The following is a 21,777-nucleotide window of genomic DNA, read 5'->3' as shown; positions in this document are numbered from 1 at the left end:
TTTCTCCCGGCTCCCGACGGCGGGCGCCGCATCAGCGCAGGTCAGCCGCGCTGGGCCCAGATGTTGGTGCCGGGGGTGGAGACGGCGAAGGAATCGATCTCCTTCAGCTCCTGCTCCGACAGCGGCGCACCGGCCAGCGCGGCCACGTTCTCCTCCAGCTGCTTCACGCTCGACGCGCCGATCAGGGCCGAAGTCATCCGCTCGTCGCGCAGCACCCACTTCAGCGCCAGCTGCGCCAGCGACTGCCCGCGCCGCGCGGCGATCTCGTTCAGCCCCGTCAGCCGGCGGAGCACGTCGTCCGACAGCAGGTCGGGGTTGAGGGACTTGCCCTGGGCGGCCCGCGAGCCTTCCGGGATGCCCTTGAGGTACTTGCCGGTCAGCAGCCCCTGCGCGAGCGGCGCGAAGGAGATGCAGCCCATGCCGTTCTCCTCCAGGGTGTCCAGCAGCCCGTCCTCCTCCGTCCAGCGGTTGATCATGGAGTAGGAGGGCTGGTGGATCAGCGGCCGCACCCCCATCTCGCGCAGGATCCGCGCCGCCTCGGCGGTCTGCTCCGCCGTGTACGAGGAGACGCCGACGTACAGCGCCTTGCCCTGCTGGACCGCGGACGCGAGGGCGCCCATGGTCTCCTCCAGCGGGGTCTCCGGGTCGAAGCGGTGCGAGTAGAAGATGTCGACGTAGTCCACGCCCATCCGCTTCAGCGAGGCGTCGAGCGAGCCGAGCAGGTACTTGCGGCTGCCCCACTCGCCGTACGGCCCGGCGTGCATCAGGTACCCGGCCTTGGTGGACAGGACCAGCTCCTCGCGGTGGGAGGCGAAGTCCTGGGCGAAGATCTTGCCGAAGTTGAGCTCGGCCGAGCCGGGCGGCGGCCCGTAGTTGTTGGCCAGGTCGAAGTGGGTGACGCCGAGGTCGAAGGCCCGGCGCAGGATGGCCCGCTGCGGCTCCAGGGCCTTGTCGTCGCCGAAGTTGTGCCACAGGCCGAGGGAGACGGCCGGGAGCTTGAGGCCGCTGTGGCCGGTGCGCCGGTAGGGCATGGAGTCGTAGCGCGAGGGCTCTGCCCGATAGGGATTGGTATCAGTCACGTTGTCCTGCCTATCACGGAGTTGTGACAGACCGAGTTGGGTAGGGCCTCCCGCTGCGCAGTAATGTGGCGCACTCGGGGGTCCGCAATCGCACGGGGGCATTGCACGGAGGGGCTGGAAGATCGTGAAGCTGCGCGACCTGGTGTACAGGCTGTACGCACGCCGGGTGGAAGGCCGCCTCGACCATGACGCGGCGCCCAAGCACATCGGCGTCATCCTGGACGGGAACAGGCGCTGGGCGAAGGCTTCCGGAGGTACGACGGAGCAGGGCCACCAGGCCGGCGCCGACAAGATCTCCGAGATGCTGGGCTGGTGCACCGAGACGGACGTCGAGGTCGTCACCCTGTGGATGCTGTCCACGGACAATCTGGACCGGCCGGAGGTCGAGCTCCGCCCGCTGCTCAACATCATCGAGAACACCGTGCGGGGCCTCGCCGCGGACGGCCGCTGGCGCGTCCACCACGTCGGCAACCTCGACATCCTGCCCGCCCGGACGCAGAACGTGCTGAAGGAGGCGGAGCAGGCCACCCACGACGTCGAGGGAATACTCGTCAACGTCGCCGTCGGCTACGGCGGCCGCCAGGAGATCGCCGACGCGGTCCGCTCCCTGCTCCTGGAGCACGCGGAGAAGGGCACCTCCTTCGAGGAGCTCGCCGAGATCCTGGACATCGACCACATCGCGGAGCACCTCTACACGCGCGGTCAGCCCGACCCGGACCTCGTGATCCGCACCAGCGGCGAGCAGCGGCTGTCCGGATTCATGCTGTGGCAGAGCGCGCACTCCGAGTACTACTTCTGCGAGGTCTTCTGGCCGGCCTTCCGGAAGGTCGACTTCCTGCGGGCCCTGCGCGACTACGCCGCGCGCCACCGGCGGTACGGGAGCTGATTCGGGGGGCGCCTGACGCCCCCTCGGTACCACCCCCGCACCCTCCCCGGGTCCGCGCCGCGCCCGCCCCCCGAAAGCCTTCACCAGGGATTCACCGAGCGTCCGTCATATGCCATGGCATGGCCTGGCCTGTTCGGGGAATATCCCTTGCAGGTCGACGCCCGATCCACGGGTGTCGAGTCTCAGCGGACGGCATGGGGTCGTCCGCCCGGGAGGCCCTTTGCACCAGGACGCACGTGCGGTTCGCACGGACGGAGTGGAGGGCCGGAAATCGGCCCTGGCATGGGTGCCGATGACCGGTCCGGTCTTCATGGCCCGACCTCTTCCGAGGGGGTACGTCCTTCCGTGGTGACCAGCACTAAGAGCCGCCTGCCCGACAGGCGGACCTACGTCCTCGACACCAGCGTCCTGCTGGCAGACCCCAACGCGATCACCCGCTTCGACGAGCACGAGGTCGTGCTCCCGATCGTGGTGATCACCGAGCTGGAGGCAAAGAGGCACCATCCCGAACTCGGCTACTTCGCGCGCCAGGCCCTGCGCCTGCTCGACGACTTCCGGGTTCGCAACGGTCGTCTCGACGCCCCCATCCCGCTGGGCGATCTGGGTGGCACCCTGCGTGTCGAGCTCAACCACTCCGACCCGGGTGTCCTGCCCGCCGGCTTCCGACTGGGGGACAACGACTCGCGGATCCTCGCCGTCGCCCGCAATCTCCAGGCCGAGGGCTACGACGTCACGGTCGTCTCGAAGGATCTCCCACTGCGCATCAAGGCCTCCTCCGTGGGGCTGATCGCCGAGGAGTACCGAGCAGAACTCGCGATCACCGATGCCGGCTGGACGGGCATGAGCGAGCTCTCCCTCTCCGGGGAACAGGTGGACCTCCTCTACTCGGAGGAGCGGCTCTACGTCCCGGAGGCCGCCGAACTGCCCGTGCACACCGGACTGGTCCTCCAGTCCGAGCGCGGCAAGGCGCTGGGCCGGGTCACCGCGGACGGCAACGTGAAGCTCGTACGGGGCGACCGCGAGGCCTTCGGGCTGCACGGCCGCAGCGCCGAGCAGCGCATCGCGCTCGACCTGCTCCTCGACCCGGAGATCGGGATCATCTCCATGGGCGGCCGGGCAGGTACCGGCAAGTCGGCGCTGGCCCTGTGCGCGGGGCTGGAGGCGGTGCTGGAGCGCAGGCAGCACCAGAAGGTGATGGTCTTCCGGCCGCTGTACGCGGTGGGCGGGCAGGAGCTCGGCTACCTGCCCGGGGACCAGGGCGAGAAGATGAGCCCCTGGGCGCAGGCGGTCTTCGACACGCTCTCCTCGGTGGCGGGGCGCGAGGTCATCGAGGAGGTGCTGAACCGCGGGATGCTGGAGGTCCTGCCGCTCACGCACATCCGGGGCCGCTCGCTGCACGACGCCTTCGTGATCGTGGACGAGGCGCAGTCCCTGGAGCGCAATGTCCTGCTGACCGTTCTGTCCCGTATCGGCGCCAATTCGCGGGTCGTTCTGACCCACGACGTCGCCCAGCGGGACAACCTGCGGGTCGGTCGTTACGACGGAGTCGTCGCCGTGGTCGAGAAACTGAAGGGGCATCCGCTTTTCGCCCACGTCACGCTGAACCGCTCCGAGCGCTCCCCGATCGCCGCTCTGGTCACGGAGATGCTCGAAAACATGTGACACCGACCCACACCGACGCACATCGGCGAACACTGACGGATCGAAAGGGTCAAAAACCTCATAGCGGCAGGACGAGTTGACGCCGCCCGGCAAAGGCCCAGGAGCCTAGCCGGGCGGCGTCGTGCTGCACAGGTCTTTGGCGAAACCGACAGCGGCATGCCAGGTGTGACCTTTCCCACGCAACAGAGAATTGCCTTGCGGCGTCGAGGTCCGGCAGAGTCTGTTTTCCGTCAGGCCCCGCATACGGCACACCTGTATCTCCCGTTGAGATACGCGCAGCACCACAACTCCACAGCCATCAGCCGTATGCCGCCCGGAGCATCACGCGGCAGCCCCCGCAAGGGAGTTGCCCACGGGCCCGCGCCTCCAGTGACCGCACCACCACGGAGGCCAGTGTCGAGGGGCACTCTTGCGCCCGCGCGGTCACTTGCGGACGCTGCTGGAAGGACACCGTGTGAGCCGGATCTCGGTCCGGGGGTTCGCAGTGGCTTCGGCCACCGCGGTCACCACCGTTGGCGCAGTCGTCGGCGTTGCCACTGGCGACGCCTCTTCGAACGATCTTGAGACGACCGCGTCCGGCGCGACTCTCCTCGCTGACATCCCGGTCGGTGACCAGGCCGCGGTCCTGACGCAGCAGGCCGACACGATCGCGTACGCCGCCGACGCCGACGCCAAGCGTTCGGCCGAGGAGAACGCCCGCCTCCAGGCCGCCGAGACCGCCAAGTCGAAGAAGGCGGAAGCGGAGAAGGCGGAGGCCACCAAGAAGGCCGAGGCCGACGCCAAGCTGAAGCAGGAACGCGAGGAGAAGGAGCAGGCCGCCAGCCGCTCCGCCGCCCGCGACGCCGGTGACTTCGCCCCCCAGAGCTCGTACACGGTCGCGCAGGTCAAGGCCATCGCCCAGCAGATGGTCCCGGCCGACCAGTTCCAGTGCTTCTCGAAGATCATCAACCAGGAATCCACCTGGAACTACAAGGCCGTGAACTCGTCCTCGGGCGCCTACGGCCTGGTGCAGGCACTGCCGGGCTCGAAGATGGCCTCGGCCGGTGACGACTGGCGCACCAACCCCGCCACGCAGATCAAGTGGGGTCTGAACTACATGAACGAGCGCTACGGCAGCCCGTGCGGAGCCTGGAGCTTCCACCAGGCCAACAACTGGTACTAGACACACTCGACAGCCGCGGTCGTTCAACCTCGAGGAGCCCCGCACCGTCCTACGGTGCGGGGCTCCTCGCGTGTACGGTCTTCGGGGTGTGATCGCATACCGGGCGGGGGGAAAGGAACGACATGGCGAAGAGGGCAGGCTGGCTCGGCCGGCTCGGGAGCAGGCTCCACAAGATGGAGGCCCGCCTCAACGAGCGGCGCGCCGAAGTCGAGGCCGAGAGCACCGGTGATCTGCCGCGCCCGGCCGCGTCCGCCCCGGAACCGGCCGTCGTCGAGCCGGCCCCCGCGGTGGCCCCCGTTCACGGGCCGCTCCTCCCCGAGCGCCCCGACCCGGTGAGCGTGGTCCCGTGGGGCATGCGGGTCGCGGCCGAGGCCAGCTGGCGGCTGCTGCTCCTCGCCGGGATGCTCTGGGTGCTGATGAAGGTGATCAGCGAGGTCCGCCTGGTCGTCCTCGCCTTCGCCGCCGCGATGCTGGTCACCGCGCTGCTCCAGCCCTTCGTGGTCCGGCTGCGCCGCCTCGGCCTGCCGCGCGGACTGGCCACGGCCGTCACCGCGATCCTCGGCTTCGTGGTCATCGGACTCGTCGGCTGGTTCGTGGTCTGGCAGGTCATGGAGAACCTCGACGACCTCTCCGACCGGGTCCGCGACGGCATCAACGAACTCAAGCTCTGGGCACTGGACAGTCCGTTCCACGTGACCGAGAAGCAGATCAACGACATCGCGAAGAACCTCAGCGAGACCATCGGCACCAACACCGAGCAGATCACCTCCGCCGGCCTGCAGGGCGTGACGGTGCTGGTCGAGGTCCTGACGGGCATCCTGCTCGCGATGTTCTCGACGCTCTTCCTGCTCTACGACGGCAAGCGCATCTGGAACTGGACGCTCGGCCTCGTCCCGGCCGCCGCCCGGCCCGGTGTCTCGGGGGCCGGTCCGCGCGCCTGGCGCACGCTGACCGCGTACGTACGGGGCACCGTCCTCGTCGCGCTCATCGACGCCATCTTCATCGGCCTCGGCATCTACATCCTGGACGTGCCGATGGCCGTGCCGCTGGCCGTGTTCATCTTCCTGTTCGCCTTCATCCCGCTGGTCGGCGCGGTGGTCTCCGGGGCGCTGGCCGTGGTCGTGGCGCTGGTGACCCAGGGCGTGTTCAGCGCCCTGATGGTCCTGCTGGTGGTCCTGGCCGTGCAGCAGATCGAGGGTCACGTGCTCCAGCCCTTCATCCTGGGCCGGGCAGTACGGGTGCACCCGCTCGCGGTGGTGCTCGCGGTGGCGGCCGGCGGCATGGTCGCGGGCATCGGCGGCGCGGTGGTCGCCGTACCGCTGGTCGCCGTCACCAACACCGCGGTGGGCTACCTGAAGGCGTACTCGCGCGAGCAGCACCACTTGGGCGCCGGAGCGATCGGTCCGGGCCCGCACGGGGCCACGGCCGTGGACCTGGCGCTGGACGGCCAGACGGGGCCCAGGACTTAGCGGACCGGCGGAAGAGGGGGCGGGGGATGATCAGCGAGCCCGAGCTGGAGGAGCAGTGGGAGCCGGGGCGGCCGGCCGAGGTGGCACAGGGCGCCGGCCCGCCGCGTGAGCGGGGACCGGGCCGGCCGTGGCGGTGGGTCGTGGCGACGGCCGTGGCCACCTCCGCCGTGTGGGCGGGCGGCCTCCACTTCTACGGGGACCGCCTGGCGGCGCCCGGGCTGCGCCACCGGGCCACCGACAACCTGTGCGAGCAGGTGAAGCTGCCGGCCCTGGGCGAGGCCCTCGGCGGGCTCTCCGACACCGCCGACCCGCACATGGAGGGCCGGCACCCGGCGATGGACTGGGCGATGTGCAGCCGGTCCGGCTCCACCCCGGCCGGCGAGGACGCGTACTTCGTCCAGGCCGAGTTCGAACTGCACAAGAAGACCGACCCGGCGGCCGAGTTCGAGGTCGGCAGCAAGTACGAGCGGGCGTACTCCGACGAGGCCAGCGTCTGGGAGCCGGTGCCCGGCATCGGAGAGCAGGCCCTGATCAGCGGCCCCGGAGCCGACGCCGAAGCCGGCGCCGACACCGACCGGGACCTGCGGCTGCGGGTCCGCGACGGCGGCGCGGTGTTCGTCCTGCAGGTGGTCTTCCTCGGCGAACGGGAACCGGACGCCCAGCCCCCCGAGGCCCAGGACGGCGAGGCGCAGGTGCCGGTGCGGCCCCGGCCCGACCGGGGGACGCTGAAGGCGGCGATCGTCAAGGACATGCGGGTCATGATGGCGGCGCTGGAGAAGTGAACGCGCAGGGGCCCCGCGGCCGTTCCCGGCCGCGGGGCCCCTGCGTCGTACCGTGCGGTGTCACTCGGCGGCGAGCGCCGCCTCCGCGTCCAGGGTGACCGCGACGGCCTGGATGACCGAGGCGATCTTGAAGGCCTCCTGGACGGCCTCGCGGCCGACGCCGGCCTTGCGCAGGACCTGCTCGTGCGAGTCCAGGCACTGGCCGCAGCCGTTGATCGCGGAGACCGCGAGCGACCACAGCTCGAAGTCGACCTTCTCCACACCCGGGTTGCCGATGACGTTCATCCGCAGGCCCGCGCGCAGGGTCCCGTACTCCGGGTCGGAGAGCAGGTGCCGCGTGCGGTAGAAGACGTTGTTCATCGCCATGACCGCCGCGGCGGACTTGGCGGCGGTGTACGCCTCCGGGGAGAGGTTCGCCTTCGCCTCCGGCTCCAGCTCACGCAGGACGCGCGGGGAGCGGGCGGCGATCGCGCAGGACAGGACGGTGCCCCACAGCTGCTGCTGCGAGAGGGTGTCCTGGTTGCCGACGACCGAGCCGAGGTTCAGCTTCAGGTCCTTGGCGAAGTCCGGTATGGCGGACTTCAGGGAGTCGAGGGACATCCGTCACTCACCGGCCAGCAGCGCGCCGGCGTCGAGGGTGGTCTCGCCCTTGGTCCAGTTGCAGGGGCACAGCTCGTCGGTCTGCAGGGCGTCGAGGACCCGCAGGACCTCCTTGGGGTTACGGCCGACGGAGCCGGCGGTCACCATGGAGAACTGGATCTCGTTGTTCTGGTCGACGATGAAGACGGCGCGCTGCGCGAAGCCGTCCTCGCCCTGCACGCCACAGGCCTGCATGAGCTCGTGCTTGGAGTCGGCCAGCATCGGGAAGGGCAGGTCACGCAGGTCGGCGTGGTCCTTGCGCCAGGCGTGGTGGACGAACTCGGAGTCGCCGGAGACGCCGAGGACCTGGGCGTCGCGGTCCAGGAACTCCTCGTTCAGCTTGCCGAACGCGGCGATCTCGGTCGGGCAGACGAAGGTGAAGTCCTTCGGCCAGAAGAACACCACGCGCCACTTGCCCTCATAGGTCTTGTGGTCGATCTGGGCGAACTCGCTGCCGGCCTCGAGCGAGACGCAGGCGGTCAGATCGTAGGTGGGGAACTTGTCACCGACAGTGAGCACGTGCTCTCCTTGCGGACAGGAAGACGCAGCCCTTTTGGGGCGATTGCGGCTTTCCAAGGGGGTTGGACGGATCTCACATGCTGGCACAGCCGCATTGATTACAGAAATAGCTACTCTTGTGCCGGGTGATCGGAGGTACCTATCAGTGGCTGTCAGTAGTAGGGGACCGAAGCAGGCGACGTTCGCGCAGTTGCGCGCCTTCGCGGCGGTCGCCGAGCACCTGCACTTCCGGGACGCCGCCGCGGCCATCGGCATGAGCCAGCCGGCCCTGTCCGGGGCCGTCTCCGCGCTGGAGGACGCCCTCGGGGTGCAGTTGCTGGAGCGGACCACCCGCAAGGTGCTGCTCTCCCCGGCGGGCGAGCGCATCGCCGCCCGGACGCGGGTGGTGCTCGACGCCATGGGCGGGCTCCTGGAGGAGGCCGAGGCCGTACGGGCCCCCTTCACCGGGATACTGCGGTTGGGGGTGATCCCCACGGTGGCGCCGTACCTGCTGCCGACCGTGCTGGGGCTGTTCCACCGGCGCTTCCCCGGGATGGACCTCCAGGTGCACGAGGAGCAGACGGCCTCGCTGCTGGAGGGGCTGGCGGCCGGCCGCCTCGACCTGCTGCTGCTGGCCGTGCCGCTCGGGGTGCCCGGGATCATCGAACTGCCCGTCTTCGACGAGGACTTCGTCCTGCTGGCGCCCCGGGAGCACCCGCTGGCCGGCCGCCGGGACGTGCCGCTGGAGGAACTGCGGGGACTGCAGCTGCTGCTGCTGGACGAGGGCCACTGCCTGCGCGACCAGGCCCTGGACATCTGCCGCGAGGCGGGCCGCACCACCGGGGCGGACGTCACGACCACCGCCGCCGGGCTGTCCACCCTCGTACAACTGGTCGCAGGGGGACTTGGCGTGACGTTGTTGCCGCGCACCGCGCTGCGGCTGGAGACCGCCCGCAACGAGCACCTGGCCACCGGGTACTTCGCCGAGCCCGCCCCCTCGCGGCGGATCGCGCTGGCCATGCGCACCGGGACGGCCCGGCAGGAGGAGTTCCGGGCGATCGCCGCCGCCCTGCGCGAAGCGGTACGCCCGCTCCCGGTGTGGCCCACCGACTGAGCCGGCAGGGCCGCGGGAGCGGGCGCAGCCGCCCGCGGGGGAGCGGGGGTCACTCCGTCCGCAGGCCGTCCGGGCGCATCAGGCGCAGCAGTACGGGCAGGCTGAGGACGGTCACCAGGATGACCACGCCCGCGCCGACCCCGGTCATCGCCAGGACCGAGGGCCAGTCGACCCGGACGGGACGGCCGGCCATCCGCATCAGGACCGAGCCGAGCCCGACGCCCACGCCGGCCGCCAGGCCCAGGCCCAGCCCGATCGGCAGGGCGGTCTGCCACAGCACCGACAGGCTCAGCGTGGAGCGCTTGGTGCCGAAGGCGACCAGGGCCGAGAGCAGCTTCTTGCGTTCGCGCAGCTGCTCCAGCTGGGAGACGAGCAGGCTGGAGCCGATCAGGATCAGCACGCCGGTCGCGCCGAAGAACAGCCCGGTCCGGATCGTGGAGTAACCGGCCGCCTGCTCCGTCGCCTTCAGTGTCATCGCGGTGGCGAAGGGGTCCGCCCTGAAGGTCGCCGTGCGGACCCGTTCCAGGGCGTCCGGCACCGCGTCGTCGAACTGGACGAAGATCTGCGCGTTCTGGTGGAAGCCCACCTCCTTCGGGGCGGCGGCCGGGGTGACCAGCAGCCCGGTGCGCAGCTGGCCCGTCGGGTCCTCGCGGCTGGCGACGGTCCGGGCGCCGGCCGGGAGGGTCCACGGGACGGCCTTGCCCATGACGACCTCGTTGCCGGCGAGGTCGTTGATGTTCCCGGCGAAGAGCCGGTCTCCGGGCCGGGCCGTGTCCCCGTACCCGCCGGTGGTGCCCAGGGGGGCGCCGGTCAGCACGAAGGCGTCGCCGTCCCGGCAGGAGTCGAGCACCGCGACCTCTGCGAGCGCCGCGCAGGTGCCGACGGTCACCGAGATCCGCTCCTCTCCCGCGGGGACCTGGTGTGCGGCGGGGACGCTGATCAGCGGGACGGCCTGGACGACGCCCTCGGTACGGGAGATCTGCTCGGCGAGGGAGTCGACCTTGGCCTCGGTCCCGCTGCGCAGGAGGACCGAGACGGCGGCCCGCGAGGGGTCCTGTCCGGTCTCCGTGGCGTAGTCGCCCTCGACGCCCGCGAACAGCATCTGCAGGGCGATGGCCCCGGCGACCGCCACCGCGATGCCGTTGACCAGACGGGCTGCTGTTCCGCTGCTCACCTGGAGGCGGCGTACGGCCAGCTGCCAGGACACCGGACCGCCGGACATCCGGCCGACGAACCGTTCCAGCAGCCAGGGCAGCAGGGCGGTGATCCCGACCAGCAGGAGCACCACGCCGGCGCTGACCTGCCACTGGTTGAACTGGCCGTGCTCCGTGCCGCGGCCCATCAGCGGGGTGAGCAGGGCGACTCCGCAGAGCGGCAGCAGCAGCCGCCACCAGATGCGGCGCCTGGCCGGCGCGGAGGTACGGACGACGCCCAGCGGCTCGATGACGACCCCGCGCAGCGCGAACAGGGTCACGGCGACGGCCGCCGCGGGCACGGCGGCGGCGACCAGGACGGCCAGCCACGGTGCGGGGTCCAGGTCGGCGGGGAAGACGCTGCGCTGCTGGAGGCTGATCCCGCCGACCAGTTGGCGGCCGATCAGGAAGAACCCGACGCCGAGCCCCAGCCCGACCAGGGATCCGGCCAGCGCCTCGCCGGCCGCGATCCGGCGGACCATGCGGCCGTCGGCGCCGACCAGCCGCAGCGCGGCGAGCCGCCGGTCGCGCCGCTCCCCGCCGAAGCGGACGGCGGCGGCGATGAACACGGCGACCGGCATGAGGAGGGCGACGAAGGTCAGGACGACCAGGAGCATCAGCACCGGGTCGAGCGGCTGCTCGTCCACGGGGTCGGCGAAGCCCGTGATGCGGTCGGCGCGGAGGCTGCCCTTGACGTCCATGGCCGAGGGGAGCTGGTCGTTGCCCAGGTAGAGGAGGAGTTCGCCGGGGCCGGTCAGACCGGCGTCGCCGATGACCTCGGTGATCTTGCCGTCGAAGCGTGCGCGCAGCAGCTTGCCCTCGGAGGACTTCATCAGCTCGTCCAGGGCGGGGGAGACGGCCATCTCGCCGGGGCCCGGGATCCTTGTGAGGCCCGGGGGGACGGGGGCGTCCGGCCCCTCGGCGTACACGATGAGGCCGCCGATGTCCTGGCCGTGGTACGTCTGGCCGACGCGTGTGACGAGCAGGGTGTCGCGGCCCGGCTGCTCGGCGGTCGGCGCGCCCAGGGTGGAGCGGGCGTCGCCGCGCTCGCCGCGGGCGGTGAACGCGCCGGGGATCGCGGTGCTGATCAGCAGCAGGGCGACGCCGAGGCCGACGCCCACGCCGGTGAGCAGGGTGCGGGTCCAGCCCTCGCGGCCGCCGCCGAAGGCGAAGCGGGCGCCCATGGCGAGGTCGCGGGCCCAGACCGAGACCGTGCTCATACGATCCGCTCCATGTCGCGGGACCTGCCGTCGCGTACGACGATCTCGCGGTCGGAGTACGCGGCCACCCGCGTCTCGTGCGTGACGAGGACGACGGCGGCGTTGGCGGAGCGGGCGGTCTCGGTGAGCAGCTGCATCACCAGCTCGCCGTTGAGGGAGTCGAGGGCGCCGGTGGGCTCGTCGGCGAAGATCACCCGGGGCTGGGTGACGAGGGCGCGGGCGACGGCCACGCGCTGGCCCTGGCCGCCGGATATCTCGCCGGGGCGCTTGCGGCCGAGGTCCTCGACCTGGAGCTTCTCCATCCAGTGCAGCGCGGTCCGCTCGGCCTCCGTGCGCTTGACGCCGGCGAGCCGGAGCGGGAGGGCGACGTTCTCCGTGCAGGTCAGCTCCGGTACGAGCTGGCCGAACTGGAAGACGAAGCCGAACTCGCTGCGGCGCAGGGCGCTGCGCTGGGCGTCGTTCATGGCGGACAGCTCGCGGCCGGCGTAGGTGACGGAGCCGGAGTCGGGGGTGACGATCCCGGCGAGGCAGTGCAGCAGGGTGGACTTGCCCGAGCCGGAGGGGCCCATGACGGCGACGACCTCGCCGGGGTGGACGGAGAACTCGGCGCCGTCGAGCGCCTGGGTGGTCCCGTACGCCTTGCGGAGGTCCGCGGCGGCGAGCAGCGAGCCGGCCGGGGTCATCGGCGTACCTCCTTCGCGAGCTGGTCGAGGCGGGCGGCGGTGAGTTCGAGCCAGCGCAGGTCCGCTTCGAGGTGGAAGAGGGCGTGGTCGCAGACGAGCTGGTCGGCGAGGTCGCCCTTGCGCTTGCGCTGGGTCAGGATGCGCATCAGGCGCAGGTGCTCGGCGCGCTGGGCGTCCAGCACCCCGGCCGCGCCGCGGCCGGTGAGCAGGGCGAGGACGACCTTGGTGTAGAGGGTCGAGTGGAGGTACGGCTCGGGCTTCTCCGGCTGCGAGAGCCAGGCCTCGACATCGGTGATGCCCGCGTCGGTGATCGCGTACCGCTTGCGGTCGGGACCGCCGCCGCTCTCGATCCCGTCGACCTCGACGAGGCCGTTCTTCAGCAGCCGGGACATGGTCGAGTAGACCTGTCCGTAGGCCAGGGGGCGGTCGTGGCCGAACTTCTCGTCGAAGGCGCGCTTCAGGTCGTAGCCGTGGCGCGGGCCGGCCTCGAGGAGGCCGAGCAAGGTATGACCGATGGACATGCCGAGGACTGTACACCGCGTGTATACCTCGGGTGTATACCTGGCGCGTATAGGGCGCGCGGGTGCGGCGCCGCCGGCAGGGGCTCCGCCCCCGGACCCCTGCGCCTCAAAGGCCGGCGGGGCTGGATTTGGGCGGAGCCTTACTCGCCTAGTGCGGCCACAGCACTAGCAGCGGCGGGTCAGTCGGCCGACTTCGGGGGGCGGCCGCGGCGGGGGATCGGGCCGGGGCCGGAGGGGAGGCGGCCGGACTCCGCGAGGGCCCGGCGGAGCAGGAACTCGATCTGCGCGTTCGCGCTGCGCAGCTCCTCGCCCGCCCACCGGGCCAGTGCGTCGTACACCAGCGGATCGAGCCGCAGCAGAACCTGCTTGCGCGGCTGCCGGCCCGCCCGGCCACCTTCCTCGGGCGGGGTCACTGGTAGAGGGTGCCCGTGTTGAGCACCGGCTGGGCGGCGCGGTCCCCGCACAGGACCACCATCAGGTTCGAGACCATGGCGGCCTTGCGCTCCGGGTCCAGGTCCACGATGTCCTGCTCCGCCAGGCGGGTCAGAGCCAGCTCGACCATGCCCACGGCTCCTTCCACGATCAGCTTGCGGGCCGCGACGACCGCGCCGGCCTGCTGGCGCTGGAGCATCGCGGAGGCGATCTCCGGAGCGTACGCGAGGTGCGTGAAGCGGGACTCGATGATCTGGACCCCGGCCGCCTCCACCCGTGCGTGCAGTTCGACGGCCAGCTTCTCGGTGATCTCCTCGGCGTTGCCGCGCAGGGAGAGGCCGCCCTCCTCGTGCGCGTCGTAGGGGTACTCGATCGCGATGTGCCGCACCGCCGCCTCGGTCTGGGTCTCGACGAACTCGGTGAAGTCCTCGACCGCGAAGACGGCCCTCGCCGTGTCCTCGACCCGCCACACCACGACCGCCGCCAGCTCGATCGGATTGCCGTACGCGTCGTTGACCTTCAGGACGGCCGTCTCGTGGTTGCGGACCCGGGTGGAGATCTTCTCCCGGGTGGTCAGCGGGTTGACCCAGCGCAGTCCGTCCGCGCGCAGCGTCCCCCGGTAGCGGCCGAACAGCTGGATCACCCGGGCCTCGCCCGGCGCCACCATGTTGAGCCCCGTCGTCGCGACGAAGGACGCGATGGCCAGCAGGCAGCCGGTCACGATCAGGGCCGTCACGAGGACGGCGCCCGCCGCCATCGCGCCGGCCACGACCAGGCCCGCCCCTGCCGCGATGCCCGCCAGTCCGAGCAGCAGGGCGAGGCCGCCGCCCGTGCTGTGCGCGGGGAACTCCCGTATTCCGTCCGCTGTGGTGACCGAGTTCGTCATTGTTTGCCCCGTTTCCCTGAGTCGCGGCCGGTCGGACCGCTTAGCAAAGTGATATCACTTTTCCCGATGAGGGGCGCGCATCGGCAACCCTTAGGCCGTGTCGTGCGTCGGTTCCAGTGGCGCGGGTGCTGATTCTCACGTCCGAATTGACCGTTATTGGCCATGGTTGGCCAACCTTTGTCACAGCCTGCGGTGTTAGCTTTCTGAGCTGACGTCGGGGGGTTATCGAGCGGAGCGGGAGCGATGGGCCGAGCAGAAGCGCGTAAGGCGCAGCAGCAGCGCGGTGCGCGGCGGGCGCCGACCGAACGCACCAAGGGTGAGGGGAGCGGCGGCAAACGCAGCGGCATACGCCGGTTCTTCACCTGGAAGACGATCCTGGGGACCTTCCTCGGGGGGATCCTGGTGCTCATGGCCGCGGCGGTCATCCTCTACTTCTCCGTGGACGAGCCCACCGACCCGAACAGCCTGGCCACGCAGCAGAGCAACACCTACAAGTGGTCCGACGGCTCGGTCATGGCCCGCGTCGGCGAGACGAACCGCTCGATCCTGCCGATCGACAAGATCCCGCCGGAAGTGCGGACCGCCTTCATCGCCATCGAGAACAAGTCCTTCTACGAGGACCGCGGCATCGACCTGATGGGCGTGGCCCGCGGCCTGTTCAACACGGTCACCGGCAAGGGCAAGGCCGGCGGTTCGACGATCACCCAGCAGTACGTCAAGAACTACTACCTGACGCAGGACCAGTCGGCGACGCGCAAGGTCCGTGAGCTGGTGATCTCCCTCAAGGTCGACCGGCGCATGGAGAAGGACGACATCCTCGCCGGGTACCTGAACACCAACTTCTACGGCCGCAACGCCTACGGGATCCAGGCCGCGGCCCAGGCCTACTACGGCATCGACGCCGACAAGCTGACCCTGGAGCAGGGCGCCTACCTGGCCGCCGTCATCCAGGCCCCCAGCCAGTACGACTGGGCGACCGCGGGCCCGAACGGCAAGCGGCTGGTCATGATCCGCTTCAACGCCGTCCTCGACAACATGGTCGAGATGGGCGAGCTGGACGCCGCCAAGCGCAAGGAACTGAAGTTCCAGGAGCCCATCAAGCCCAAGCCCACCCCGGGCATGGACGGCCAGAAGGGCTACCTGGTCCAGGCCGCCAACGACGAGATGAACCGGCAGAACATCACCGATGCCGAGATCGCGGCCGGCGGCTGGGAGATCACGCTCAACGTCGACAAGAAGAAGCAGGGCGCGCTGGAGAAGGCGGTCCAGGACGAGCTGGAGTCCAAGCTCGACCGCAAGGACGCCAAGAACCGCCCCCAGGACCAGAGCGTCCAGGCCGGCGCCACCTCCGTGGACCCCAAGACCGGCGCGATCGTCGCCATGTACGGCGGCCAGGGCCTCGTGGAGAAGGAAGCGAGCAACGCGCTGCGCACCGACTACCAGCCGGGCTCCACCTTCAAGCCGGTCGTGCTCGCCTCCGCCCTGGAAACCGGAGCGACCACCCAGGACGGCAGGGAGATCAACCCGAACACCCTCTACGACGGCACCAGCAAGCGCCAGGTGGTCGGCAGCAAGATCCCGTTCAACCCGCAGAACCAGGACGACAAGGACTTCGGCAAGGAGATCACCGTCCAGGAGGCCACCAACTACTCGGTGAACTCCGTCTACGCGCAGATGATCGTGGACGTCAAGCCGCAGGCGGTGAAGAAGACGGCACTCGCCCTCGGCATGAAGGACCGCGAGGGCTGGCCCGAGGACAAGCCGGCCATGTCGCTGGGCACGATGAGCGCCAACACCGTGGAGATGGCCGCCGTCTACGCCACGCTCGACAACCACGGCAAGAAGGTCACCCCGACCATCATCAAGAGCGCCGAGCACAAGGACCGCGAGTACGCCCCGGCCCCCGCCGTCGGCAGCCAGGCCATCACCCGTGAGACCGCCGACACGGTGACCAAGGTGCTCACGGGCGTGGTCAACGACGGCTCCGGCAGCAAGGTCCAGAGCAGCGCCTACCAGGCCGCAGGCAAGACCGGTACCACCGAGTCCAACGTCGCGGGCTGGTTCACCGGCTACACGCCCGAACTGGTCACCGTCGTCGCGATGTTCGGCGAGGAGCCCGGCTCGCACAAGCAGGTCACGCTGACCGGCACCGCCGGCGGCGGCCGGGCCGGCGGCTCCAGCTTCCCCGCGGAGATCTGGAAGGCGTACACGCTGGCCGTCCTCAAGGGCGGGACCACGGCCAAGTTCGACCTGTCGGAGGCCGAGATGGGCACCCCGGTGGCGCCGTCCCGCAGCGCCTCCACCGCGCCCTCGCCGAGCCAGTCCTCCAGCCCCCCGGCGAGCAGCAGCAGCGCGCCGCAGAACACCCCGGACCCGACGAAGAGCAACACCAAGTCGCCGGACCCGACCAACAGCCCGCCGAAGTCGCCGACGTCGACACCCACGACGACGCCGACCACGACGCCGAGCAGGAACACCCCGAAGCCGCCGGACCCGCCGCTGTTCCCGCAGTCGCAGCCGCAGCCGCAGGACCGCTGACCCGCGGTGACCGACAGAGCGCCGCCCCGCAGCCTTCGAGGCTGCGGGGCGGCGCTCGTCTTCGTCCACGGCCCGGCGGGCGCCGGGCGCAGGGCCGGGCCGCTGCGGATCGCCTGCCCGGTCAGCGCCGCTCGTGCGCCGCCCCCGGCAACGCGAGCTCGAACCAGACCACCTTTCCACTGCTCAGCCGGGTCGCACCCCAGCGGCGGGCCATCCGGTTGACCAGGAACAGGCCACGGCCGCCCTCGTCGGTGTCCCGGGCCCGGCGCTGGCGCGGCAGCTGCGGGGAGTCGTCGCCGACCTCGCAGCGCAGCACGTCCGTACGGAGCAGGCGCAGGGTCACCGGCCGCTCCGCGTACCGGACGGCATTGGTGACGACCTCGCTGACCAGGAGCTCCAGCGAGTCCTGGAGCTCCTCCAGGCCCCACCGCGTCAGGGCGCGGCGGGCGAACCGCCGGGCACGGCCCGGAGCGGTCTCCTCCGGGTCCAGGAACCAGTACGCGACGTCACTGGGCGCGATGCCGTCGAACCGGGCCGCGAGCAGCGCGATGTCGTCGTCCCGGTCGCCCGGGCCGAGCATGTCCAGCACGTCGTCGCACAGGGCCTCCAGCGGCGGCGGGTGGTCCAGGCCCGTCAGCTGCGCGGTGGTGGCCAGCCGCTCGCGGAGCTGCTCGATGCCGGTCCACACGTCCCGCAGCCGCGACTCCACCAGGCCGTCGGTGTACAGCAGCAGGGTGGCCCCGGCGGGCGCGTCCAGCTCCACCGCCTCGAAGTCCACGCCGCCCACGCCGATGGGGGCGCCGGGCGGTACGCGCAGCACCTCGGCGCGCCCGCCCAGGTGCAGGAGCACCGGCGGCGGGTGGCCGGCGTTGGCGATGGTGATCCGGTGCGAGACGGGGTCGTAGACCGCGTACAGGCAGGTGGCCATCCGGTCGGAGCCGAGGCGCTGGGCCTGCTCGTCCAGGTGGTGCAGGACCTCGGCCGGCGGCAGGTCCAGCTGGGCCAGGGTCTGCGCGGTGGTGCGCAGCTGCCCCATGATCGCGGCGGAGGTCATGGAGTGGCCCATGACGTCGCCGACGACGAGCGCGACGCGGCTGCCGGGCAGAGGTATGGCGTCGTACCAGTCGCCGCCCACCCGCGCCGTCTCGGCGGCGGGCAGGTAGCGGGAGGCGAGCCGCACCCCGGTGGGCTGGGGCAGGCTGTCGGGCAGCATGGTGCGCTGGAGCTCGTCGGCGATGTACGCCTCACGGCCGTACAGCACGGCCTTGTCGATGCCGAGCGCCGTGTGGGTGGCGAGCTGGGCGGCGACCAGGAGGTCGTTCTGCTCGAAGGCGGGCCGCTCGGGGCTGCGCAGGAAGACGGCGGCACCGATCACCCGGCGGCGGCCGCGCAGCGGCGCGAGGACGGCCCGGTTGCCGCGCGGCAGCGGGTGGTCCAGGCCCAGCAGCTCGGGCAGGGCGGCCTTGGCGGCGGCGGAGGACCCGAAGACGGGCCGGACGCCGCGCAGCACCTCGGCGAGCGCGCCGCCGGTCCGGATCTCGCACAGCTCGGCCGCGGGCAGGTCGCCCTGCGGGCCGACCAGCGGCAACTGGCTGAAGTCGAGCTCGCCGGTGGCCCCCGCGGCCCCGGCGAGGTCCATCCCCGCGCCGATGGTGCTGCTGCTGCCGATGTCGGTCAGGTCGTCTATCGGCCGGAGCCGGTCGGTCCGCCGGAGCCTTAAGACGACGGGGCCCACGGGCCGTTCGTCCCCGACCGGGAGCGGATCGCGGAGGTAGACGAGGATCGCGTCGGAGAAGGTCGGCACGGTGGCCCGGCACAGGCCGAGCACGATCTCGTCGAGGTCGATGCCGCGGGCGATGCGCCGGGTGGCGGCGCCGACGAAGCGCAGCCGGTCCCCCTCGCGGCTCTGCGCACTGCGGGCCGGCTCGGCGGGGTACGGGACGCTGCCCGGGCCGGTGGCGGCATCGCGCGCGGCGCCGGCGCCGGCGCCGGTGTCCTGCGCACCACGTGCGGGCTCGGCGGGGTACGGGGCCTGCGGTGCCTGGTCGGCGGCGGAGGCGCTGCGGGCGGCCTCCAGGTCCCGCTGCCCGGCGGCGTCGCCCCCGGCTTCGCCGTGCGCGGCGCCGGTACCCGGGGTGCCGGCCGCGCCCGTCCCTGCGGTGTCCCGGGGGCCGGGACCGGGGCCGGGGGTGAGCGGGCCGCCGTCCTCACCGCGGGTACGGGCCGCCGGGATCTCCGGGCGGGTGGCCTCGACGGCCGGGACGGGGGCCTTGCCGTGGCCGGGCTCGTCCGTACCCGCGGCGGAGGCGGCGGCTGCGCCGGCCGGGGCGTGGCCGAGTTCGCGGTGCGCCGCGCCGGAGGCGAAGGGCAGGCCGGAACCGCCCGGGACCGGTGCCGCGGTGGCCGCGGCAGGCTGCGGGCCCTCCTGAGAGGTGGGGTACTCCGTCACGCGTGGAATTCCGTCCGTCTGCGCTCGATGTGCGCTGCACTCAACTCGGTCAGTCGCGGTATACCCGCTCAGCGGCCGGGGCACCACCGCCCCGCGTTTCCGCGTCCCCCTCGTTACCTGTCGCTCTGCGTTGACCTCCGGTCAAGTTCCGCGTACAGCACGGTACTTACGGATGTTCACCCCGAGCGCACCGCATCGCGCACGCGGTCTTCCGGAGGACGATCCTACGTTTGAACCCCGGGGGCGCATCAAGGGTCTCATGAGGTCATATGCGCCGGGGTCCGGTCCCAGTCCTCGGGCAGGACCGGAACTCCCCAGGCCGGATCCGGCCGCCAGTCCTGCCAGCCGTCGGAGAACGGAGCCCCCCACCGCGTGATCGACTCGACGGCCGCGCGCCCGGCGGCCCGGACCCGTCGCGCCTGCTCACCGTCCATCAGGCCGGAGCGCTGCGCCTGGGCGAACTCGTCCTCGTCCAGCCACTTCCAGCTGCGGTCCGGGTAGACGGCGATGTCCAGGAAGTGGTCCTCGGAGTCCACGCCGCCCGACCAGCGCGAGCGGGGCTCCTCCAGGTTCACGTACCAGTTCTTGAACTGCCAGCCGCTGCCCCAGAACAGCCACACCGACCACGGTTCCCCGGGCCGGGCCAGCTTCAGCACGCCCCCGCCGAACCAGCGCGACCGTACGGTGGTCCGCGGCGCGGTGTACCGGGTGACGAGCGGCTCCTCGTGGACGGAGGTGCCGTCGGCGAGCACCGGCTTGACGCACTCGGTGCCGGGAGCCATCCACACCGCGAGCAGCTCGTCGGTGTCCTGCACCACGGTCACCGGGCGGCAGATGTGCACCTGGCCCTTCAGCCCCGGGGCGTGGTCGCGGTAGCGCCAGAGGATCTGCTCACCGGGCGCCCATCGCTCGTCCCGCGCGCCGTCCTGCGCCGCGCCGCCCCCGGGCCGGAAAGTACCTGTCATGCGGAGATCTTAGGGCGGGGCCTCGCGCCACCGCTGCGGTGCAGGTCACGGAGGGGGACGGGGACGGTAATCGACCGGATCCGGCCCCCGCCGCGGGCCTGTCAGGGGTGCGTCATGCGCAGGACGTCCAGGGCCTCGTCCAGCTGCTCCAGGGTCAGGTCGCCGCGTTCCACGTAGCCGGACTCCAGGACGACCTCCCTGATCGTCTTGCGCTCGGCGAGGGCCTTCTTGGCGACCTTGGCGGCCTCCTCGTAGCCGATGTAGCGGTTCAGTGGGGTCACCACGGAGGGCGAGGACTCCGCGTACTCCCTGGCCCGCGCCACATTGGCGGTGATCCCGTCGACCGTGCGGTCCGCCAGCAGACGGCTCGCGCTGCCGAGCAGCCGGATCGATTCGAGGAGATTCCTCGCCATCACGGGGAGCATCACGTTCAGCTCGAAATTGCCCGAGGCGCCCGCCACGGTGACCGCCGCGTCGTTCCCCATCACCTGGGCACAGACCATCAGCACGGCCTCCGGGACGACCGGATTGACCTTCCCGGGCATGATCGAGGAGCCCGGCTGGAGGTCCGGGAGATTGATTTCGGCCAATCCGGTGCGCGGACCCGAGGCCATCCAGCGCAGGTCGTTGGAGACCTTCGTGAGCGAGACGGCGACCGTACGGAGCATCCCCGAGGTCTCCACCAGCGCGTCCCGCGCCCCCTGGGCCTCGAAGTGGTTGCGGGCCTCGGTCAGCGGCAGGCCGGTGGCGGCGGCCACCTCCGCGATGACGGCGGCGGAGAACCCGGGAGGTGTGTTGATCCCGGTGCCCACCGCGGTGCCGCCGAGGGGGAGTTCGGCGAGCCGCGGCAGCGCCGAGCGCAGCCGCTCGACGCCGTAGCGGATCTGGACCGCGTACCCGCCGAACTCCTGGCCCAGGGTGACCGGGGTGGCGTCCATCAGGTGGGTCCGGCCGGCCTTGACGACCTGCGCGAACTCGGCGGCCTTGCGCTCCATCGCGGCGGCCAGGTGCTCCAGGGCGGGGATCAGCTCGCCGGTGACGGCGGCGGTGGCGGCGATGTGGATGGAGGACGGGAACACGTCGTTGGAGCTCTGCGAGGCGTTGACGTGGTCGTTGGGGTGGACCTCCCGGCCCAGCCGCTCGGTGGCCAGGGTGGCGATCACCTCGTTGGCGTTCATGTTGGAGGAGGTCCCGGACCCGGTCTGGAAGACGTCCACGGGGAAGTGCTCGTCCCAGCGGCCGTCCGCGACCTCGGTGGCTGCGGACCGGATGGCGTCGGCGATGTCCTGGTCCACGACGCCGAGCCGGGCGTTCACCGCGGCCGCCGCGGCCTTGATCCGGGCGAGGGCCCCGATGTGGGCGCGCTCCAGGCGCTGCCCGGAGATGGGGAAGTTCTCCACCGCGCGCTGGGTCTGGGCCCGCCATTTGGCGTGCACGGGGACCCGTACGTCACCCATGGAGTCGTGCTCGATCCGGAACGCGTCGGCCTGCTGATTCTCTGTCATGTTCGTGGCCTCCTCAGAAAGTTGAGCAATTGTCTTGTTCGAAGTGTTCCCATCTCCCCTACTGACCAGTAAATACCGTGGGTAACACCGGCAT

18 protein-coding genes are annotated in these 21,777 nt (G+C 71.3%); 7 read left to right on the top strand and 11 right to left on the bottom strand.

Annotated elements, in window-relative coordinates:
- Positions 1–41 precede the first annotated feature (41 nt).
- A complete protein-coding gene (gene mgrA / locus OG447_RS02350; protein ID WP_266934503.1) occupies positions 42–1,079 on the bottom strand; it encodes an L-glyceraldehyde 3-phosphate reductase in 1,038 nt (345 codons plus the stop codon).
- Between the two features lie 124 nt (positions 1,080–1,203).
- Here mgrA and OG447_RS02345 point away from each other — a divergent pair, with 124 nt between their 5' ends.
- The 5 genes from OG447_RS02345 to OG447_RS02325 all read left to right on the top strand — a co-directional run bounded on the left by OG447_RS02345 (position 1,204) and on the right by OG447_RS02325 (position 7,040).
- Positions 1,204–1,965, top strand: coding sequence for an isoprenyl transferase (locus OG447_RS02345; protein WP_266934502.1), 762 nt, complete (start codon positions 1,204–1,206; stop codon positions 1,963–1,965).
- A gap of 345 nt (positions 1,966–2,310) precedes the next feature.
- The gene (locus tag OG447_RS02340; RefSeq protein WP_266934501.1) at positions 2,311–3,627 is read left to right on the top strand and encodes a PhoH family protein; all 1,317 of its coding nucleotides are present in this window, start codon (positions 2,311–2,313) and stop codon (positions 3,625–3,627) included.
- Positions 3,628–4,081: 454 nt separating this feature from the next.
- The gene (locus OG447_RS02335) at positions 4,082–4,789 is read left to right on the top strand and encodes a transglycosylase SLT domain-containing protein (protein WP_266934500.1); all 708 of its coding nucleotides are present in this window, start codon (positions 4,082–4,084) and stop codon (positions 4,787–4,789) included.
- Positions 4,790–4,911: 122 nt separating this feature from the next.
- On the top strand, positions 4,912–6,258 hold the full coding sequence (locus OG447_RS02330) for an AI-2E family transporter (protein WP_266934499.1): 1,347 nt from the start codon (positions 4,912–4,914) through the stop codon (positions 6,256–6,258).
- A 26-nt stretch (positions 6,259–6,284) separates the two neighbouring features.
- Entirely contained in the window at positions 6,285–7,040 is a 756-nt protein-coding gene (locus OG447_RS02325) for a hypothetical protein (protein ID WP_266934498.1), read from the top strand.
- A gap of 60 nt (positions 7,041–7,100) precedes the next feature.
- On the opposite strand, the gene OG447_RS02320 is transcribed toward OG447_RS02325, so the two are convergent.
- Both OG447_RS02320 and OG447_RS02315 read right to left on the bottom strand, forming a co-directional pair.
- The gene (locus OG447_RS02320; RefSeq protein ID WP_266934497.1) at positions 7,101–7,640 is read right to left on the bottom strand and encodes an alkyl hydroperoxide reductase; all 540 of its coding nucleotides are present in this window, start codon (positions 7,638–7,640) and stop codon (positions 7,101–7,103) included.
- A gap of 3 nt (positions 7,641–7,643) precedes the next feature.
- Positions 7,644–8,198 (bottom strand): peroxiredoxin, encoded by a 555-nt coding sequence (locus tag OG447_RS02315; protein ID WP_266934496.1) that lies wholly within the window; start codon positions 8,196–8,198, stop codon positions 7,644–7,646.
- A gap of 145 nt (positions 8,199–8,343) precedes the next feature.
- Between OG447_RS02315 and OG447_RS02310 the strand changes: the two genes are divergently transcribed.
- Positions 8,344–9,291, top strand: a complete 948-nt coding sequence (locus OG447_RS02310) for a hydrogen peroxide-inducible genes activator (protein WP_266934495.1) — start codon at positions 8,344–8,346, stop codon at positions 9,289–9,291.
- Positions 9,292–9,340: 49 nt separating this feature from the next.
- On the opposite strand, the gene OG447_RS02305 is transcribed toward OG447_RS02310, so the two are convergent.
- From OG447_RS02305 to OG447_RS02285, 5 genes are all read right to left on the bottom strand, one after another.
- Complete coding sequence (locus OG447_RS02305; RefSeq protein ID WP_266934494.1) at positions 9,341–11,704, bottom strand: FtsX-like permease family protein; 2,364 nt, start codon at positions 11,702–11,704, stop codon at positions 9,341–9,343.
- Positions 11,701–12,387, bottom strand: a complete 687-nt coding sequence (locus tag OG447_RS02300) for an ABC transporter ATP-binding protein (protein ID WP_266934493.1) — start codon at positions 12,385–12,387, stop codon at positions 11,701–11,703. Before OG447_RS02300 ends, OG447_RS02305 begins: the two co-directional genes overlap by 4 nt.
- Positions 12,384–12,908 (bottom strand): PadR family transcriptional regulator, encoded by a 525-nt coding sequence (locus tag OG447_RS02295; protein WP_266934492.1) that lies wholly within the window; start codon positions 12,906–12,908, stop codon positions 12,384–12,386. Before OG447_RS02295 ends, OG447_RS02300 begins: the two co-directional genes overlap by 4 nt.
- A gap of 179 nt (positions 12,909–13,087) precedes the next feature.
- Positions 13,088–13,321, bottom strand: coding sequence for a hypothetical protein (locus OG447_RS02290; RefSeq protein ID WP_266934491.1), 234 nt, complete (start codon positions 13,319–13,321; stop codon positions 13,088–13,090).
- Positions 13,318–14,226 carry an SPFH domain-containing protein gene (locus OG447_RS02285; RefSeq protein ID WP_266934490.1) on the bottom strand — a complete coding sequence of 303 codons (909 nt, stop codon included), beginning with the start codon at positions 14,224–14,226 and terminating at the stop codon, positions 13,318–13,320. The genes OG447_RS02290 and OG447_RS02285 overlap by 4 nt, the downstream gene beginning before the upstream one ends.
- Positions 14,227–14,469: 243 nt before the next feature.
- On the opposite strand from OG447_RS02285, the gene OG447_RS02280 reads away from it, so the two are divergent.
- Positions 14,470–16,764: a transglycosylase domain-containing protein gene (locus tag OG447_RS02280; RefSeq protein ID WP_266934489.1), complete on the top strand. Its 2,295-nt coding sequence runs from the start codon at positions 14,470–14,472 to the stop codon at positions 16,762–16,764.
- A 121-nt stretch (positions 16,765–16,885) separates the two neighbouring features.
- On the opposite strand, the gene OG447_RS02275 is transcribed toward OG447_RS02280, so the two are convergent.
- The 3 genes from OG447_RS02275 to OG447_RS02265 all read right to left on the bottom strand — a co-directional run bounded on the left by OG447_RS02275 (position 16,886) and on the right by OG447_RS02265 (position 21,683).
- Positions 16,886–19,213: an ATP-binding SpoIIE family protein phosphatase gene (locus tag OG447_RS02275; protein ID WP_266934488.1), complete on the bottom strand. Its 2,328-nt coding sequence runs from the start codon at positions 19,211–19,213 to the stop codon at positions 16,886–16,888.
- Between the two features lie 257 nt (positions 19,214–19,470).
- Positions 19,471–20,178, bottom strand: coding sequence for a DUF402 domain-containing protein (locus OG447_RS02270; RefSeq protein WP_266934487.1), 708 nt, complete (start codon positions 20,176–20,178; stop codon positions 19,471–19,473).
- Positions 20,179–20,279: 101 nt separating this feature from the next.
- Positions 20,280–21,683 (bottom strand): aspartate ammonia-lyase, encoded by a 1,404-nt coding sequence (locus tag OG447_RS02265; protein WP_266934485.1) that lies wholly within the window; start codon positions 21,681–21,683, stop codon positions 20,280–20,282.
- Positions 21,684–21,777 lie beyond the last annotated feature (94 nt).

The organism is Streptomyces sp. NBC_01408, from assembly GCF_026340255.1.
Taxonomy (GTDB): Bacteria; Actinomycetota; Actinomycetes; order Streptomycetales; family Streptomycetaceae; genus Streptomyces.
This window is presented reverse-complemented; position numbering and strand designations above follow the sequence as displayed.

Coding starts and splice junctions, on each gene's coding strand:
- OG447_RS02295 (WP_266934492.1), bottom strand. CDS start 12,908: ATGTCCATCGGTCATACCTTGCTCGGCCTCCTCGAGGCCGGCCCGCGC.
- OG447_RS02325 (WP_266934498.1), top strand. CDS start 6,285: ATGATCAGCGAGCCCGAGCTGGAGGAGCAGTGGGAGCCGGGGCGGCCG.
- OG447_RS02280 (WP_266934489.1), top strand. CDS start 14,470: ATGGGCCGAGCAGAAGCGCGTAAGGCGCAGCAGCAGCGCGGTGCGCGG.
- OG447_RS02320 (WP_266934497.1), bottom strand. CDS start 7,640: ATGTCCCTCGACTCCCTGAAGTCCGCCATACCGGACTTCGCCAAGGAC.
- OG447_RS02265 (WP_266934485.1), bottom strand. CDS start 21,683: ATGACAGAGAATCAGCAGGCCGACGCGTTCCGGATCGAGCACGACTCC.
- OG447_RS02300 (WP_266934493.1), bottom strand. CDS start 12,387: ATGACCCCGGCCGGCTCGCTGCTCGCCGCCGCGGACCTCCGCAAGGCG.
- OG447_RS02270 (WP_266934487.1), bottom strand. CDS start 20,178: ATGACAGGTACTTTCCGGCCCGGGGGCGGCGCGGCGCAGGACGGCGCG.
- OG447_RS02330 (WP_266934499.1), top strand. CDS start 4,912: ATGGCGAAGAGGGCAGGCTGGCTCGGCCGGCTCGGGAGCAGGCTCCAC.
- OG447_RS02285 (WP_266934490.1), bottom strand. CDS start 14,226: ATGACGAACTCGGTCACCACAGCGGACGGAATACGGGAGTTCCCCGCG.
- OG447_RS02305 (WP_266934494.1), bottom strand. CDS start 11,704: ATGAGCACGGTCTCGGTCTGGGCCCGCGACCTCGCCATGGGCGCCCGC.